This window comes from Rhodanobacteraceae bacterium (assembly GCA_016713135.1).
Classification (GTDB): domain Bacteria; phylum Pseudomonadota; class Gammaproteobacteria; order Xanthomonadales; family SZUA-5; genus JADKFD01.
In genome coordinates this window covers 518821-534371 of record JADJPR010000001.1, presented here as the reverse complement: position 1 = coordinate 534371, position 15551 = coordinate 518821, and the positions used below count along the sequence as shown (strand labels likewise).

The window sequence follows — 15551 nt, the reverse complement described above, 5'->3', positions numbered from 1 at the left end:
GGGCGCTGGCACAGCACAACACTCGACTCGATCAGTCGGCCTGGCGACGCAGGAAGGCCGGAATGTCGAGGTAGTCGTACTCGTTTTCCTGGGCCGCGGCGGGCGCAGCGGCAGCGGCGGGCGCGCCACGGAAGCTGCGCACCTGCTGCGGGCGCTGGGTCGGCTGCGGGTGGGCCACCGGCGCCGGCGCCGGGGCAACGTCCAGCTCCGGGCGCACCACGCGGAAGTTCCCGCGCGCCGGCGCGGCGGCATAGACGTCCACCGGATTGCGCTGCGCAGCGCGGTTGAGTCCGGTGGCGACCACGGTCACGCGAATCTCGTCTTCCAGGTCCATGTCGAGCACGGTGCCGATCTTGATGTTGGCATCGTCCGCGGCGAACTCGGCGACCGTCTGGCCGACCTCGTGGTACTCGCGCATGGTCAGGTTGGCACCGGCGGTGATGTTCACCAGGATGCCGCAGGCACCCTTCAGGTTGATGTCTTCCAGCAGCGGATTGCCGATCGCTGCCTCGGTGGCGGCCACTGCACGGTCGTCGCCGCGCGCCTTGCCGGTGCCCATCATCGCCAGGCCCATCTCGGACATGACCGTGCGCACGTCGGCGAAGTCGACGTTGATCAGGCCCGGGCGGGTGATCAGGTCGGCGATGCCCTGCACCGCACCGAGCAGCACGTCATTGGCCTCGCGGAAAGCGTTCAGCAGCGACACTTCGCGGCCGAGCACGGTCAGCAGCTTCTCGTTCGGGATGGTGATCAGCGAATCGACGTGCTGGGCCAGTTCCTCGATGCCCTTCTGCGCCACCGCCATGCGCCGCTTGCCCTCGAAGGGGAAGGGCTTGGTGACCACCGCGACGGTCAGGATGTCGAGGTCCTTGGCGATCTGCGCGATCACCGGCGCGGCGCCGGTGCCGGTACCACCGCCCATGCCGGCGGTGATGAACACCATGTCGGCGCCACGCAGCGCCTCGCTGATGCGCTCGCGGTCCTCGATCGCCGCCTGGCGGCCGACTTCCGGGTTGGCGCCGGCGCCGAGGCCCTTGGTCACGTTGGTGCCGAGCTGCAGCAGGGTGATGCCGTCGGCGCGCTTGAGCGCCTGCGCATCGGTGTTGGCGCAGACGAATTCCACGCCCTCGATGTTGCCGCCGAGCATGTGGTTGATCGCGTTGCCGCCACCGCCGCCCACGCCGATGACCTTGATCACGGCATTCGGTGTCGCACTCTCCATCAGTTGGAACATGTTCTTGACCCTCGCAATGTGTGCCAGCCAGTTTTTGTGTCCGGTCCACGCGTCCCTGCGCTTTCCGGTCTCCCCCGACGGGAACCCCTGCCCCGTCGCTCCCACTGCGCCCCGCATGGCTCCTTCGGGAGCCCTGCGTGACGCGAAATCCCGTTCAACCCACCTGCATCAGAACTCCCCGCTGACGAAGGCCTTGATCCGCTGCAGCAGGCTGCGCGCGCCGCCCGCCGGGCGCGCGCTGGCGCGCGGGCGCACCTGCGAGCCGTAGATCAGCAGGCCCACGCCAGCCGCATGGATCGGGTTGCCGACGATGTCGGCCAGACCGCTGACGTGCTGCGGCAGCCCCAGGCGCACCGGCATGTGGAAGATCTCCTCGGCCAGTTCGACCGCGCCGTCCATCCGCGAGGCGCCGCCGGTGAGCACGATGCCCGCGGCGATCAAGTCCTCGTAACCGCTGCGCCGCAGCTCCGCCTGCGCCAGCGAGAACAACTCCTCGTAGCGCGGCTGGACCACCTCGGCCAGGGTCTGGCGCGCCAGCCGGCGCGGCGCGCGGTCACCCACGCTCGGCACCTGGATGCTCTCCTCGGCGGTCGCCAGGTGCGCCAGCGCGCAGGCGTACTTGAGCTTGATCTCCTCGGCGTGCTGGGTCGGCGTGCGCAGCGCCACCGCGATGTCGTTGGTCACCTGGTCGCCGGCAATCGGCAGCACCGCGGTGTGGCGGATCGCGCCCTGGGCGAACACCACGATGTCGGTGGTGCCGGCGCCGATGTCGATCAGCGCCACGCCGAGCTCGCGCTCATCGTCGGTGAGCACCGCGTGGCTCGCCGCCAGCGGCTGCAGGATCAGGTCGTCCACTTCCAGGCCGCAGCGGGCGATGCACTTGGTGATGTTCTGCGCCGCGCTGGCGGCCGCGGTCACCAGGTGCACGCGCGCTTCGAGGCGCACGCCGCTCATGCCGATCGGGTAGCGGATACCTTCCTGCTCATCGATCACGTACTCCTGCGGCAGCACGTGCAGGATCTTCTGGTCGGCCGGGATCGGCATCGCGCGCGCCGCGTCGAGCACCCGGTCGACGTCGAAATCGGTCACTTCCTTGTCGCGGATGGCGACGATGCCGTGCGAGTTCAGGCTCTTGACGTGGCTGCCGCTGATGCCTGCATAGACCGAGCGGATCTCGCAGCCACTCATCTGCTCGGCCTCCTCCACCGCGCGCTGGATCGACTGCACGGTGGACTCGATGTCCACCACCACGCCGCGCTTGATGCCACGGCTGGGCTGGCTGCCCATGCCGATGATCTCGACCGGCTCGCCCGGCGCGTACTCTCCGACCATCGCCACCACCTTGGAGGTGCCGATGTCGAGGCCGACGATCAGGGTCTTGTCGGATTTGCGCGTCACGTGCCGTTGCTCGATTCGATGGAGGGATCGGCCGGAGATTCCGGGTCCTGGTAGCGCACGGCGTAGCCATGCGTGTAGCGCAGGTCGACCGCGGCGATCGGCCGCGGGTCCAGCGTCGCCAGCCGCGGCAGGCTGGCGATGAAGCGGCGCCAGCGCGGTAGCTGGTCGCGGCTGCCGAGCTGCACCGCAAGGCCGTCGGCCAGGCGCAGTTCCAGCGCGCCGCGCGGGGACAGATGGGCTTCGGCGATCTGTCGGCCGTGCGCCTCGATGTCGCGCTGCGCGGTGCGGTAGTACTCCGCCAGCTGCGGCATCTGCGCCGGTTCGGCCGCGAGCAGCGGCAGGCCGCGGGTGTCGCCGGCGCCGCGCGCCTGGAACACATTGCCGCTCACATCGACCAGACGGTCGCTGCCCAGCCGACCGAGCACCTCGCGCTCGCGCACGCTGATCTCCAGCGTGTCCGGCCACACCTTGCGCACCTCGGCCTCGGCCACCCATGGCAGCGACAGCGCCGCCGCGCGCACTTCGGCGAGGTCGACGCCAAGGAAGCCGCGCGCCGCCGCCGGACCTACCGCGGCGCGGATCTGCTCGGCGCTGACACGCGCGAACGGTCCGCTGACATCGACCCAGCGCAGCGGCAGCAAGGTGCCGCCGTTGTGCGCCACGAACGCGCCGACAACCAGCACCAGCAGCGCGGTCACCGCGAGGAGTGCGGAGAGGCTGGCGACGAGGGTGCGGCGGTTCATCGGGCACCTCGATGGGGCGACGAAGGAGAAGCGCGGCAGGGGGCAAGGGGAATGGGACCGAGCCCAAGGCACGATTGGGGCGACTGGCGAGTACCCATCGCGACAGCGCGCGACCGTGCTCCGAGGCGGGTCCCCCGCCCCCTGCCCCCTGCCCCGCCTTGCTTCTCGCGCTTGCGCGCTGCGAGCACGATCAGGCTCATCGCCCACCCCCGCGCAAGCTCGTCTCCAGGATCCGCCAGCAGAGTTCTTCGAAACCGATGCCGGTCTGCGCCGCGGCCTTCGGCACCAGGCTGTGGCTGGTCATGCCCGGGGTGGTGTTGACCTCCAGCAGGTGGAAGCGGCCGGCGGCGTCCTGCATCACGTCGATGCGGCCCCAGCCGGCGCAGCCGACGGCGGCGAAGGCGCGTTCGCACAGGGCGCGCAGCTCGGCTTCCGCAGGATCGGCGAGGCCCGGGCAGATGTAGCGGGTGTCGTCCGAGATGTACTTGCTGTGGTAGTCGTAGAACTCGCCCGCCGGGACGATGCGGATGCTGGGCAGCGCGCGGCCATCGAGGATGCCGACGGTCAGCTCGGGACCGACGATCATCTGCTCGACCAGCAGTTCGCCGTCGTAGCGCCGGGCGAGTTCCACCGCGGCGGCAACGTCGGCCTGCGCGAACACGCGGGTGACGCCGACGCTGGAACCTTCGCGCGAGGGCTTGACGATCGCCGGCAGGCCGACCGCGGCGACCGCGGCAGCGACGTCTGCGCCGCGCTCGAGCACCGCGAAGGCCGGCGTGGGGATGCCGAGCGCCTGCCACACGCGCTTGGTGCGCACCTTGTCCATGGTCAGCGCCGAACCGAGCACGCCCGAACCGGTGTAGGGCATGCGCAAGGCTTCCAACGCGCCCTGCAGCACGCCGTCCTCGCCGCCGCGGCCATGCAGGATGTTGAACACGCGGTCGCACTGACCGCCCTGGATGTGTGCCAGCAGCGCCGGAATCCCGTCCACCGGGGTTGCATCGACCCCGCGCGCGCGCAGCGCATCGAGCACATTGCCGCCGCTGTTGAGCGAGACCTCGCGCTCGGAACTGGTGCCGCCCATGACGACGGCTACGCGCCCGAAGGCGGCGGGATCGGTGATGCGGGTCATGCTGCGTCTCCGGTGCAGACGCGATCGCCCAAGGTCCGCACCACGAAGGCCTGTGTGAAGAGCCTTGTTGTCCGCGAAGAACGCAAAGTTCGCAAAGAAGAGCTTCCCTTTGCGTCCTTTGCGTCCTTTGCGGACATCAAACAGCTCGTGTACTCGCCGCACCATTGCGCCGGCACAGTCGCGGATTCGAGGTGATGGTTCATGCCGCACCCCCGCTGCGCAAATGCCCGCGCTGTTCGAGTTCGGTGGCCACCGCGCCGATGTCGCCGGCGCCCTGCAGCAGCAACAGGTCGCCGTCGCGCAGCAGGTCCGGCAGCACATTGCAGAGTTCGCGCGGGTGCTGCACGAACACCGGGTCGACTCGCCCGCGTGTGCGCACGGCGCGCGCCAGGGCGCGGCCGTCGGCGCCGGCGATCGGCGCCTCGCCGGCGCTGTAGACCTCGCTCAGCACGACCACATCGGCCAGGCTCAGGACCTCGGCGAAGTCGTCGAGCAGGTCGCGCGTACGGGTGTAGCGGTGCGGCTGGAAAGCCAGCACCAGGCGCCGCTGCGGCCAGCCCCCGCGCGCAGCCTCGATCACCGCGCGCAGCTCGCGCGGGTGATGGCCGTAGTCGTCGACGAACATCACGCTGCCGGCATCGATCGGCAGGTCATGGTGGATCGAGAAGCGCCGGCCGACGCCGCCGAAGCGCGCCAGGCCGTGCACGATGGTGCCCGGATCGACCCCGATCTCGAGCGCGATCGCGGCCGCCGCACAGGCGTTCTGCACGTTGTGGCGGCCCGGCAGATTCAGCGTCGCGGCGATCGGCGCCTCGTCCGGCAGGTGCAGCAGGAACTGCATCTGGTTGCCTTCCTGGCGCAGGTCCGAGGCGCGCACATCGGCGTCCGCGGCGAATCCGTAAGTGCGCACCGCGCGCGGGCTGCGCGCTGCCAGCGCGCGGGTCTCGGCATCGTCGGCGCACAGCACGGCGAGGCCGTAGAAGGGCATGCGGTGGAGGAAGTCGTCGAAAGCCTGCTTCAGGCGCGCGAAGCTGCCGCCGAAGTTTTCCAGGTGGTCGGCATCGATGTTGGTGACCACCGCCATCACCGGTTGCAGCAGCAGGAAGGAGCCGTCGCTTTCGTCGGCCTCGGCGACCAGGTACTCGCCGGCGCCGAGGCGCGCGTGCGTGCCGGCGCTGTTCAGGCGTCCGCCGATGACGAAAGTCGGGTCGAGCTGGCCTTCCGCAAGCACGCTGGCGATCAGGCTGGTGGTGGTGGTCTTGCCGTGGGTCCCGGCGACCGCGATGCCGCGGCGGAAGCGCATCAGCTCGCCCAGCATCTCGGCGCGCGGCACCACCGGCAGGCGCCGCGCGCGGGCGGCGACCAGCTCGGGGTTGTCGCTGCGGATTGCGCTCGACACCACGACCACATCGACCTCGGCGACATGCGCCGAGTCGGCGTGGCCGCGGCAGACGCGGATGCCCAGATCCGCCAGGCGCCGGGTCACGCCGGTGTCCGACTGGTCCGAGCCGCTCACCGCATAGCCGAGGTTGTGCATCACCTCGGCGATGCCGCTCATGCCCGAGCCGCCGATGCCGATGAAGTGCACGCGACGGAAGGCGCGCATCGAATCCTGGCCCGGACGGAAACGCGCGGCGATGCTCATCGGGCCACCTCCAGGCATCCGTTCGCTACCGTTTCCGCGGCGTCCACGCGCGTCTGGGCGCGCGCCGCCTCGGCCATCGCCAGCAGGCGGGCGCGGTCGGCGGAGAGCGCCTGCAGGCGGGCGGTCAGGGTCGCCGCGTCGAGCGTGGCCTCGGGCATCAGCTCGGCGGCGCCCGCCTCGGTCAGCCAGCGCGCGTTCGCGGTCTGGTGGTCGTCCACCGCGTGCGGATACGGCACCAGCAGCGCGCCGAGTCCCGCCGCGGTCAGCTCCGCCAGGGTCAGCGCGCCGGCGCGGCACAGGCACATATCGGCCCAGGCGTAGGCTGCCGCCATGTCGTCGATGAAGGGCACCACACGCGCCTCGATGCCGGCCTTGCGATAGCCGAGCAAGGCGTCGTCGTACAGTCGCTGGCCGCACTGGTGCCACACCTGCGGGCGCTGGTCCGCCGGGATCTGCGCGAGCGCCTGCGGCAGCAGCCGGTTGAGCGCCGCGGCGCCCTGGCTGCCGCCGATCACCAGCAGTTTCAGCGGGCCGCTGCGGCCGGCCATGCGCTCGGCCGGCGGCGGCAGGCTGGCGATGGCGCTGCGCACCGGATTGCCGACCCACTGGCCGCGACCGGGGAAGGCTGTCGGGAATCCGGTGTAGACCCGCTGCGCGAGCCTGGCCAGGGCGCGATTGGTCATCCCCGGGATGCTGTTTTGTTCGTGCACCACCAGCGGCCGGCGCAGCCACCAGGCAGCCAGGCCGCCGGGACCGGCGGCGTAACCGCCCATGCTCAGCACGCTGCGCGGCTTCAGGCGCTTGAGCACCTGGCGCGCCTGCCAGAAGGCACGCGCCAGGTCCAGCGGCAGGCGCAGTTTCTTCGCCCAGCCCTTGCCGCGGACGCCGCTGACGCGGATCGCCTCGAACGGCAGGTCGTGCTTGGGCACCAGGGTCTGCTCCATGCCGCCCTCGGCGCCGAGCCAGACCACCGGAATGCCCTGTTCGCGCAGGCTCGCGGCCACCGCGAGGCCCGGGAATACATGCCCGCCCGTGCCACCCGCCATCACCAGCACCGGCGCGCTCATCGGACCACCCCGCCGACGCCTTCGCCCGGACCCAGGGTGCGCGGCTCGCGCAGCGCCGCGCTGACCTTCAGCAGCAGGCCGACGGCGACGCAGCTCATGATCACGCTGGAGCCGCCGGAGCTGATCAGCGGCAGGGTCAGGCCCTTGGTCGGCAGCGCGCCGATGTTGACGCCGATGCTGATCGCCGCCTGCATCGCAAACCACAGCGCAATGCCATAGCCCAGGTAGGCCTCGAAGGCGCGCCCCTGGCGCAAGCCCTCGATCCCGAGCTGGAAGGCGCGCCCGGTGAACACCGCGAACAGCGCGATGATGACCAGGATGCCGACGAAGCCGAGCTCCTCGGCGATCACCGCGAGGATGAAGTCGGTGTGCGCCTCGGGCAGGTAAAACAGTTTCTGTACCGATTCACCCAGGCCCACGCCGAACCATTCACCGCGGCCGACCGCGATCAGCGCCTGGGTCAGCTGGAAGCCGCCGTCGAAGGGATCCGCCCAGGGATCCATGAAGGAGAACAGCCGGCGCATGCGATAGGGCTCGGCGAGTGCCGCGAGCACCATCACCGGCACCGCGATCAGCAGGATTCCCATCAGGTGGCGCGCCGAGCCGCCGGCCAGCCAGACCATGCCGCCGGCGATCGCCATCAGCAGCAGCGCACCGCCGAAGTCCGGCTGCGCCAGCAGCAATCCGATCAGCGCGCCGGCCACCACCAGCGGCTTGATCACGCCGAGCAGGCTGTGTTGCAGGGTTTCCTGGTGGCGCACGAAGTAGCCGGCGAGGTAGACGATCAGGAACAGCTTGACCGCCTCGACCGCCTGGAAATTGGCCAGCCCCAGGTTGATCCAGCGGCGTGCGCCCTTCACGGTCACGCCTATGCCGGGCAGGAACACCAGCAGCAGTAGCACGAAGCCGCCGAGGATCATCACCTGCGAATACTGCTTCAGCCACTCGAGGTCCACGCGGTAGGCGATCCATCCGAGGCTGCTGCCCAGCACCAGGAAGATCAGGTGCTTGGTCAGGAAGTAGAACGGACCGACATGCATCTCTTCGGCGATCGCGATCGAGCTCGACGAGACCATGACCACCCCGATCGAAGCCAGCGCCAGCGCGCTGACCGCCAGCCAGGGATCCAGCGCCACCTTGGGCGCTGCGGGCAGTTTGCGGGCTTGCAGGACGGCAGCCATCAGCGCACCTTCAAGGTCGCGAGGCCGATCAGCACCAGCACCACGCTGATGATCCAGAAGCGCACGATCACGCGCGGTTCCGGCCAGCCCTTCAACTCGAAGTGGTGGTGCAGCGGCGCCATGCGAAAGATGCGCTTGCCGGTGAGCTTGAACGAGGCCACCTGCAGGATCACCGACAGCGTTTCGAGCACGAAGATGCCGCCCATGATCACCAGCACCAGTTCCTGGCGCACGATCACGGCGATGGTGCCGAGCACGGCGCCGACGGCGAGCGCGCCGATGTCGCCCATGAACACCTGCGCCGGGTAGGTGTTGAACCACAGGAAGCCCAGGCCCGCGCCCGCCAGCGCCGCGCACACGATGGTCAGCTCGCCGGCGCCCGGGATGCGCGGGATGCCGAGGTACTTGGCGAACTCGGCGTGGCCCGAGGCATAGGCGAAAATGCCAAGTGCGCCGGCGACCAGCACGGTCGGCATGATCGCCAGCCCGTCCAGACCATCGGTGAGGTTGACCGCGTTGGAGAAGCCGACGATCCAGAAGTAGGCGACGATCATGAAGGCCGCGCCGAGCGGGATCGCGACGGTCTTGAAGAAGGGCACGTACAGCGCGGTCGCGGCCGGGGTGTCCGCGGTGGTGTACAGCAGCACCGCGGCGGCGGCGCCGAACAGCGATTGCAGCAGATACTTCCAGCGCGCCGGCAGACCGCGGCTGTCCTTCAGCACCAGCTTGCGGTAGTCGTCGATCCAGCCGATGAAGCCATAGGCGATCAGCACGCCCAGCACGATCCACACGTAGCGGTTGTGCCAGTCCGCCCACAGCAGGGTGGCCGCCGCCACTGCCATCAGGATCAGCAGCCCGCCCATGGTCGGCGTGCCTGCCTTCGAGAGGTGCGACTGCGGGCCGTCCTTGCGGATGGTCTGCCCGATCTGCTTCTCGGTAAGCGAGCGGATCAGGCGTGGGCCGAGCCACAGCGACAGCGCCAGCGCGGTCAGCGCCGACAGGATCGCGCGCAGCGTGATGTAATTGAAGACGTTGAACGCGCTGTAGAAATCGCGCAGCCATTCGGCAAGCCAGAGCAGCATCAGTGGTGTCCTCCGTGGCTGCCGCCGGTCAAGGCCTCGACCACCCTTTCCATGCGCGCCGAGCGCGATCCCTTGACCAGCACGGTGACGCCCGGTTGCCATTGCGTCCGCAGCTCGCCGATCAGCGTCTCGACCTGCGCGTAGTGCTGCGCGCCATCGCCGAAAGCGTCGGCGGCAGCCAGCGACATCGGGCCCACCGCGTACAGCCGGTCGATCCCGCGCGCCTTGGCCAGCGCGCCGCAACGCGCATGCAGCGCGGGCGCCTTGGGCCCGAGTTCAGCCATGTCGCCGAGCACCAGCCAGCGCGGCGAGCGCTCCAGCGCCAGGGTGTCGATCGCCGCGGTCAGCGAGCCGGGGTTGGCGTTGTAGCTGTCGTCGTACAGCGTGCCGCCGTCGATCTGCACCCGGCGCTGGCGCCCGGCCACCGCCTCGGCGTTCGCCAGTGCCGCGGCGATCGCCGCCAGCGGCGCATCCACGGCCAGCGCGAGCGCACTTGCGGCGAGCGCGTTCATCACGCCATGCCGGCCCGGCAGCGGAAGTTCGATATCCGCGTTACCGGACGGCGTGCACAGGCGGAAGCGCGAGCGCAGACCGATCTCGACCGCCTCGGCGCGCACCGCGGCCGGGCCGTCCATGGCGAAGTCGATCACCCGGTGCTTGCCGGCCTGGCGGCGGAAATAGTGCGCCCAGGTGTCGTCGGCGTTGATCACGGCGATGCCGTCGGCCGTCAGGCCGCGGTAGATGCCGGCCTTGGCCTCGGCCACGCCCTGCTCGCTGCCGAGGCGTTCCAGGTGCGCCGGCGCGATGTTGGTGATCGCACCCGCATGCGGCGGGGCGATGCGCGTCAGCTCGTCGATGTCGCCGGGCTTGCCGCAGCCCATCTCGATCACCGCGTACTGGTGCGCGCTGCGCAGCCCGAGCACGGTAAGCGGCACACCGATCTCGTTGTTGTAGTTACCCGGCGTGGCCCAGGTGGGACCGACCTGCGCGAGGATGGTGGCGGTCAGCGCCTTGGTGGTGGTCTTGCCGTTGCTGCCGGTCAGCGCCACGCGGCGCACATCGAGCATCTCCAGCCAGGCGCGTGCCAGCGTCTGCAGCGCGGCGAGGGTGTCGCGCACCACGATTTGCGGGACCGCCAGCGGCAGTTCGCGCGCCACCAACACCGCGCCGGCGTGCCCGACCACCTTGGCCACATGGTCATGCCCGTCGCTGTGCTCGCCTTTGAGCGCCACGTACAGCGCCCCCGGTTGCAAGGTGCGCGAATCCTGGCCGACCGCGGTCAGCACCACGTCCTCGCCGACCAGGCGCCCGCCGCACCATTGCGCCACTTTGGAGGCGAGGGCCTTCATGCCGCCCTCCGCTGCCGGGCAGCATTCCTCGGGCGACCTTGCGGTCGTCGAAGGGCAGCACGCGGCCGGCGCCCTGCCCGGCCTCGTGGCCCTCCCCGGCCCGGCGATCAGCACGATGTCGCCGCGCATGGCCTCGCCGATGGCGCGCTCGATCGCGCGGCGGCGATCGCGCTCGACCAGCACCAGCCCCGGGCGGCGCAGGCCGGCGCGGGTGTCGGCGATGATGCGGTCGCCATCTTCGCCGCGCGGGTTGTCGTCAGTCAGGATGACACGGTCGGCAGCGGCCTCGGCCGCCGCCGCCATCTGCGGGCGCTTGCCGCGGTCGCGCTCGCCGCCGCAGCCGAACACGATCGTCAGCTGGCGCGGCGCGTGCTCGCGCAGGCTCGCCAGCGCCTTGGCGATCGCGTCCGGGGTGTGGGCGTAGTCGACGACGACCAGCGGAAAGGCGCCGCCGCCGAGGCGGTTCATGCGCCCCGGGACTGGCTGCAGTTGCGGCACGATCTGCGCGAGTTGCGCCGGCGTGGCGCCGAGTGCGCGGAGCGCAGCGCAGGCGGCCAGCAGGTTGTCGACATTGAAACGGCCGACCAGCTGGGTATGCACCGGGATGCGCTCGCCATCGCAGCACAGCGTGAAGCGCATGCCGTCGTGCTCCAGCGCCAGGTCCTCGGCGGCGAGGTGCGCGCCCGGGTCGCCCGCCGCGCTGTAGCCGATCACCGGCGCGCGCGTCATCGACACCAGCCGGCGGCCCCAGGGACAATCGAGATTGATCACCGCGGCAGCCAGCCCCGGCCAGTCGAACAGGCGGGCCTTGGCCGCGAAATAGCTCTCCATGTCGCCGTGGTAATCGAGGTGATCGCGGCTGAGTTGGGTATAGACCGCGACATCGAACTGCACACGTTCGACCCGGCCCTGGGTCAGCGCATGCGAGGAAACCTCCATCGCGACGGTGTCGATGCCGGCGCTGCGCATGTCGGCGAGGAAGCGCTGGGTGGCGCAGATGTCCGGCGTGGTGCGTTGACCCGGGACCAACTGGCCGAGCGGCCCCGCGCCCAGGGTGCCCTGGGTGGCCGGGCGGCGCCCGAGCAGCGCGGCGCCCTGGGCGATGAACTGCACGGTCGAGGTCTTGCCGTTGGTGCCGGTGACGCCGATGACGTCGAGCGCTGCGCTCGGCGCCCCGTAGACACGCTCGGCGATCGCCGCCATGCGCGGACGCAGTTCGTTTGCCACCAGCACCGGCACCGCGGTGGGGAGCGTCGCGTCGGTCGGCAGCGGCGCCTCCGCCAGGATCGCCGCGGCGCCGGCCTCGATGGCGCGCGCGGCGTGCCAGTAGCCATGGTCGCTGGCACCGCGCAGGGCGAGAAACACATCGCCGGGGCGCAGCTCGCGGGTGTCCAGCGCCACGCCGGTCAGCGGCAACGCGAGCGCCGCCGGATGGCGGCCGGTCGCCACGATGTGCAGTTCGTCCAGCAAGGTGCCGAGGGTCAGCGCACTCATGGCGTGGCCGGCTCCCCGACGGATTCTGCGGCCGCCTCGATTTCCTCTTCCATGCTGCGCGCGGCTTCCATCAGCAACGGACTGTCCGGCGGAACGTCCATCAGGCGCAACGCACCACCGATGACGCGGCCGAACACCGGCGCCGAGATCAGGCCGCCGTAATAGACGCCGCCGCTCGGGTCGTTGATCACGACCACGCAGGCCAGGCGCGGAGCCGACACTGGCGCGAGCCCCGCGAACAGCGAGATGTAGCGCTTGTCCTGGTAGCCGCCACCACCGGCCTTGCGCGAAGTACCGGATTTGCCGCCGACGCGGTAGTACGGCACCGCGGCCTGGCGCGAGGTACCGGCAGGGCCGGTGACCGTTTCCAGCATCGCCAGCACGCTGTCCGCGAGCGCCGGGTCGATCACCGAAGCTTCGGGATTGGCACCGCCCTTGACGAAGGTCGGCGCGCGCACGCGCCCGCCGTTGGCCAGCGCGGCATAGGCCGTGGCCAGTTGCAGCGGCGTCACCGACAGGCCGTAGCCGTAGGAGAGCGCCGCCTTCTCCACCGGGCCCCAGCGACGATAATCCGGCAGCACGCCAGGCGACTCGCCGGGGAAGCCGGAGCCGGTGATCGCGCCGAAGCCGAAGCGCCGCAGCACGTCGTAGTGCGCCTCGCTGTCGATTTCGCGGCCGAGCTTGATCGAGCCCACATTGCTCGACTTGGTGATGATGCCGGTGACGTCCAGCAGACCGAAGTTGCGGATGTCCTTGACCAGGTAGGTGCCGATCGCGATCTGGCCCGGCGAGGTCTCGACCTTGGTCTCGGGGGTGAACTTGCCGCTTTCCAGCGCCGCAGTCACGGTGAAGGGCTTGATCGTTGAGCCCGGCTCGAACACATCGGTGACGGCGCGATTGCGCACCGTCGACCCGCGCTGGCGGTCGCGCTGGTTCGGGTTGTAGCTCGGCTGGTTGACCATCGCCAGCACTTCGCCGGTGGGCACGTCGATCACCACCACCGAACCGGACGAAGCGCCGTGCTCGGCAATCGCCGCCTTCAGTTCGCGATAGGCGAGGTACTGGATGCGGCGGTCGATGCTCAGCACCAGGTCCTTGCCCGGCTGCTCGGCCTCGATCAGATCGATGTCCTCGACTCGGTGCCCGCGGCGGTCCTGCAGCACGCGCTTGGTGCCGGGCTTGCCCGCCAGCCAGTCCTCGAAGGCCAGTTCCAGGCCCTCCTGGCCGCGGTCGTCGATGTCGGTGTAGCCGATCACGTGCGCCAGCGCCTCGCCCGCCGGGTAGTAGCGGCGGAACTCGCGCTGCGCGTGCACTCCCGGGATCGCGATCACCACCGATACGCCGGCAACCTCGCCGTCCGCGCGCTTCGCACTCAGCGAGATGCGCCACTTGCCTGGGTGCCCCGCGACCTCGACCGGCCCCTCGTGGCCGCGCACGCGCCCTTCGAGCGTCGCCTTGAGCCGGTCCTTGTCTTCCGGCCAGCGCAAGCGCTCGGCAAGGGTCTGCCCGACCAGCGCTTCCGGCGCGCTGCCGAGCATCGCAGCGAAGGACTCGCCGGCGCTGACGATGCGGCCTTGCGCGTCCAGCTCGGCCGTGCGGTTGATGATCTGGTCCGCGTCCTGCGGGCTCATGTGGCGCTTGAGATAGACGAACTCGGACTCGGCGCGCTGCACCAGGCGCTGCATCAGCGGCTCTTCGTCGATGCCGAGCTCGCGCGCCAGCTCGGGCACGCGCTCCGGGCCGTTGGCCAGCAGGTCGCGCGGGTCCGCCCACAGCGACACTACCGGGGTCGACACTGCCAGCGGCTCGCCGTTGCGGTCGCTGATCATGCCGCGGTAGGCCGGAATGGTGACCGTGCGCAGATGCCGCGCGTCGCCCTGGGCCTGGTAGAAGTCCTTGCCCAGGATCTGCACCGCGAGCGCCTTGCCGATCAGCCCGGTGGCAGCGAGCACCAGCACCATCACCACGACATGCAGCCGCAGGCGGTAGTTGGGCGGACGCAGGCGCGGCTTCATGGCGCCACCACCACGATGTCGGCCGGCGCCGGGAACTGCATGAGCAGATCGCGCGTGGCGACCTGCTCGACCCGATGGGCGTCGGCCCAGGTCGATTGCTCCAGCTGCAGCTGGCCCCACTCGATGTTCAGCTCGTCGCGCTCGGCGTTGAGCCGTTCCAGCTTGAAGAACAGCACGCGGTTCTCGTGGCGCGCGTAGACCAGCGCGATCGCGCTGCCGATCACCGCAGCCAGCATCAATCCGAGCAGGATGCGCCCCAGGCTCATGCGAGGCGCTCCGCGATGCGCAGCACCGCGCTGCGGCTGCGCGGATTGGCCGCGACCTCTTCCTCGCTGGCGCGTTCACGGCCGAGGTCGCGCAGGGTCAGGGTGGCTGCCTGCGCCGGCGGCAGGCGGCGCGAGCCCTGCGGCTGGCGCGAGCGCAGCTGGATGAACTGCTTGACGATGCGGTCCTCCAGCGAATGGAAGCTGATCGCCACCAGCCGCCCGTGCGGCGCCAGCAGCGTGTGCGCAGCCGCCAGGCCGCGCTCGACCGCGCCGAGTTCGTCATTGACCGCGATGCGGATCGCCTGGAAGGCGCGCGTGGCCGGATGGATGCCGTCGAAATTCTTCGGCAGCACGCTGGCGATGAAGTCAGCCAGCTCCACCGTGCGGGTGAACGGCTGCTCCGCGCGCCTGGCGACGATGGCGCGCGCGATCCGCCGCGCGAACTTCTCTTCGCCGTAGCTCGACAGCACCTCCGCGAGCTCGGCCTCGGACACCGACGCCAGCCACTGCGCGGCGCTGACGCCAGTCTCCGGATCCATGCGCATGTCGAGCGGCCCATCGCGCAGGAAGGAAAAGCCGCGTTCGGCCTGGTCCAGTTGCGGCGAAGACACGCCGAAGTCGAACAGGATGCCGTCGACGCTGCCCGCGGTCAGCGCATCGGCGATATCGGCGAAATTGCCGCGACGGATTTCGAAGCGCGCGTCTTCCGCAGCCAGTTGCTGGCCCGCGGCCACCGCCTGCGGATCGCGATCGAATGCCACCAGCCGCCCCTCCTGGCCCAGGCGCGTGAACAGCGCCCGGCTATGCCCGCCGCGGCCGAAAGTGGCATCCACGTATCGGCCCTCCGCTTTCACCGCGAGGGCGTCCAGCGCCTGCTCCAGCATCACCGGCCGGTGGCCGGTGGCAGCGCTTCCAGCCCTCTTTGTCTCCATCAGCGTCATCTCG

The 15551-nt window shown here is 70.4% G+C and carries 11 protein-coding genes and 1 pseudogene; all 12 read right to left on the bottom strand.

Features of this window, described 5'->3' with window-relative positions; all coding sequences use genetic code 11:
* Positions 1-31 precede the first annotated feature (31 nt).
* The 12 genes and pseudogenes from ftsZ to rsmH all read right to left on the bottom strand — a co-directional run bounded on the left by ftsZ (position 32) and on the right by rsmH (position 15547).
* The gene (ftsZ, locus tag IPK27_01995) at positions 32-1234 is read right to left on the bottom strand and encodes a cell division protein FtsZ (GenBank protein ID MBK8066426.1); all 1203 of its coding nucleotides are present in this window, start codon (positions 1232-1234) and stop codon (positions 32-34) included.
* 168 nt (positions 1235-1402) lie between these two features.
* Complete coding sequence (ftsA, locus tag IPK27_01990; GenBank protein ID MBK8066425.1) at positions 1403-2632, bottom strand: cell division protein FtsA; 1230 nt, start codon at positions 2630-2632, stop codon at positions 1403-1405.
* Entirely contained in the window at positions 2629-3375 is a 747-nt protein-coding gene (locus IPK27_01985) for an FtsQ-type POTRA domain-containing protein (protein ID MBK8066424.1), read from the bottom strand. The genes ftsA and IPK27_01985 overlap by 4 nt, the downstream gene beginning before the upstream one ends.
* A 196-nt stretch (positions 3376-3571) precedes the next feature.
* A complete protein-coding gene (locus IPK27_01980) occupies positions 3572-4507 on the bottom strand; it encodes a D-alanine--D-alanine ligase (protein ID MBK8066423.1) in 936 nt (311 codons plus the stop codon).
* Between the two features lie 199 nt (positions 4508-4706).
* Entirely contained in the window at positions 4707-6113 is a 1407-nt protein-coding gene (murC, locus tag IPK27_01975; GenBank protein MBK8066422.1) for a UDP-N-acetylmuramate--L-alanine ligase, read from the bottom strand.
* Between the two features lie 35 nt (positions 6114-6148).
* Entirely contained in the window at positions 6149-7219 is a 1071-nt protein-coding gene (gene murG, locus IPK27_01970; protein ID MBK8066421.1) for an undecaprenyldiphospho-muramoylpentapeptide beta-N-acetylglucosaminyltransferase, read from the bottom strand.
* On the bottom strand, positions 7216-8400 hold the full coding sequence (gene ftsW / locus IPK27_01965; protein MBK8066420.1) for a putative lipid II flippase FtsW: 1185 nt from the start codon (positions 8398-8400) through the stop codon (positions 7216-7218). The genes murG and ftsW overlap by 4 nt, the downstream gene beginning before the upstream one ends.
* Positions 8400-9482, bottom strand: a complete 1083-nt coding sequence (locus IPK27_01960; protein MBK8066419.1) for a phospho-N-acetylmuramoyl-pentapeptide-transferase — start codon at positions 9480-9482, stop codon at positions 8400-8402. Before IPK27_01960 ends, ftsW begins: the two co-directional genes overlap by 1 nt.
* Before the next feature lie 1197 nt (positions 9483-10679).
* A pseudogene (locus tag IPK27_01955) lies at positions 10680-12325 on the bottom strand (UDP-N-acetylmuramoyl-L-alanyl-D-glutamate--2,6-diaminopimelate ligase).
* A complete protein-coding gene (locus IPK27_01950; GenBank protein ID MBK8066418.1) occupies positions 12322-13839 on the bottom strand; it encodes a penicillin-binding protein 2 in 1518 nt (505 codons plus the stop codon). Before IPK27_01950 ends, IPK27_01955 begins: the two are co-directional and overlap by 4 nt.
* A 497-nt stretch (positions 13840-14336) precedes the next feature.
* Positions 14337-14600, bottom strand: coding sequence for a cell division protein FtsL (gene ftsL, locus IPK27_01945; protein MBK8066417.1), 264 nt, complete (start codon positions 14598-14600; stop codon positions 14337-14339).
* 2 nt (positions 14601-14602) lie between these two features.
* On the bottom strand, positions 14603-15547 hold the full coding sequence (gene rsmH, locus IPK27_01940; GenBank protein MBK8066416.1) for a 16S rRNA (cytosine(1402)-N(4))-methyltransferase RsmH: 945 nt from the start codon (positions 15545-15547) through the stop codon (positions 14603-14605).
* Positions 15548-15551 lie beyond the last annotated feature (4 nt).

Bases quoted from the DNA above. Each gene is read 5' to 3' on its own strand.
- ftsZ (MBK8066426.1), bottom strand. From the start codon at position 1,234: ATGTTCCAACTGATGGAGAGTGCGACACCGAATGCCGTGATCAAGGTC.
- IPK27_01985 (MBK8066424.1), bottom strand. From the start codon at position 3,375: ATGAACCGCCGCACCCTCGTCGCCAGCCTCTCCGCACTCCTCGCGGTG.
- IPK27_01980 (MBK8066423.1), bottom strand. From the start codon at position 4,507: ATGACCCGCATCACCGATCCCGCCGCCTTCGGGCGCGTAGCCGTCGTC.
- murC (MBK8066422.1), bottom strand. From the start codon at position 6,113: ATGCGCGCCTTCCGTCGCGTGCACTTCATCGGCATCGGCGGCTCGGGC.
- murG (MBK8066421.1), bottom strand. From the start codon at position 7,219: ATGAGCGCGCCGGTGCTGGTGATGGCGGGTGGCACGGGCGGGCATGTA.
- ftsW (MBK8066420.1), bottom strand. From the start codon at position 8,400: ATGGCTGCCGTCCTGCAAGCCCGCAAACTGCCCGCAGCGCCCAAGGTG.
- IPK27_01960 (MBK8066419.1), bottom strand. From the start codon at position 9,482: ATGCTGCTCTGGCTTGCCGAATGGCTGCGCGATTTCTACAGCGCGTTC.
- rsmH (MBK8066416.1), bottom strand. From the start codon at position 15,547: ATGACGCTGATGGAGACAAAGAGGGCTGGAAGCGCTGCCACCGGCCAC.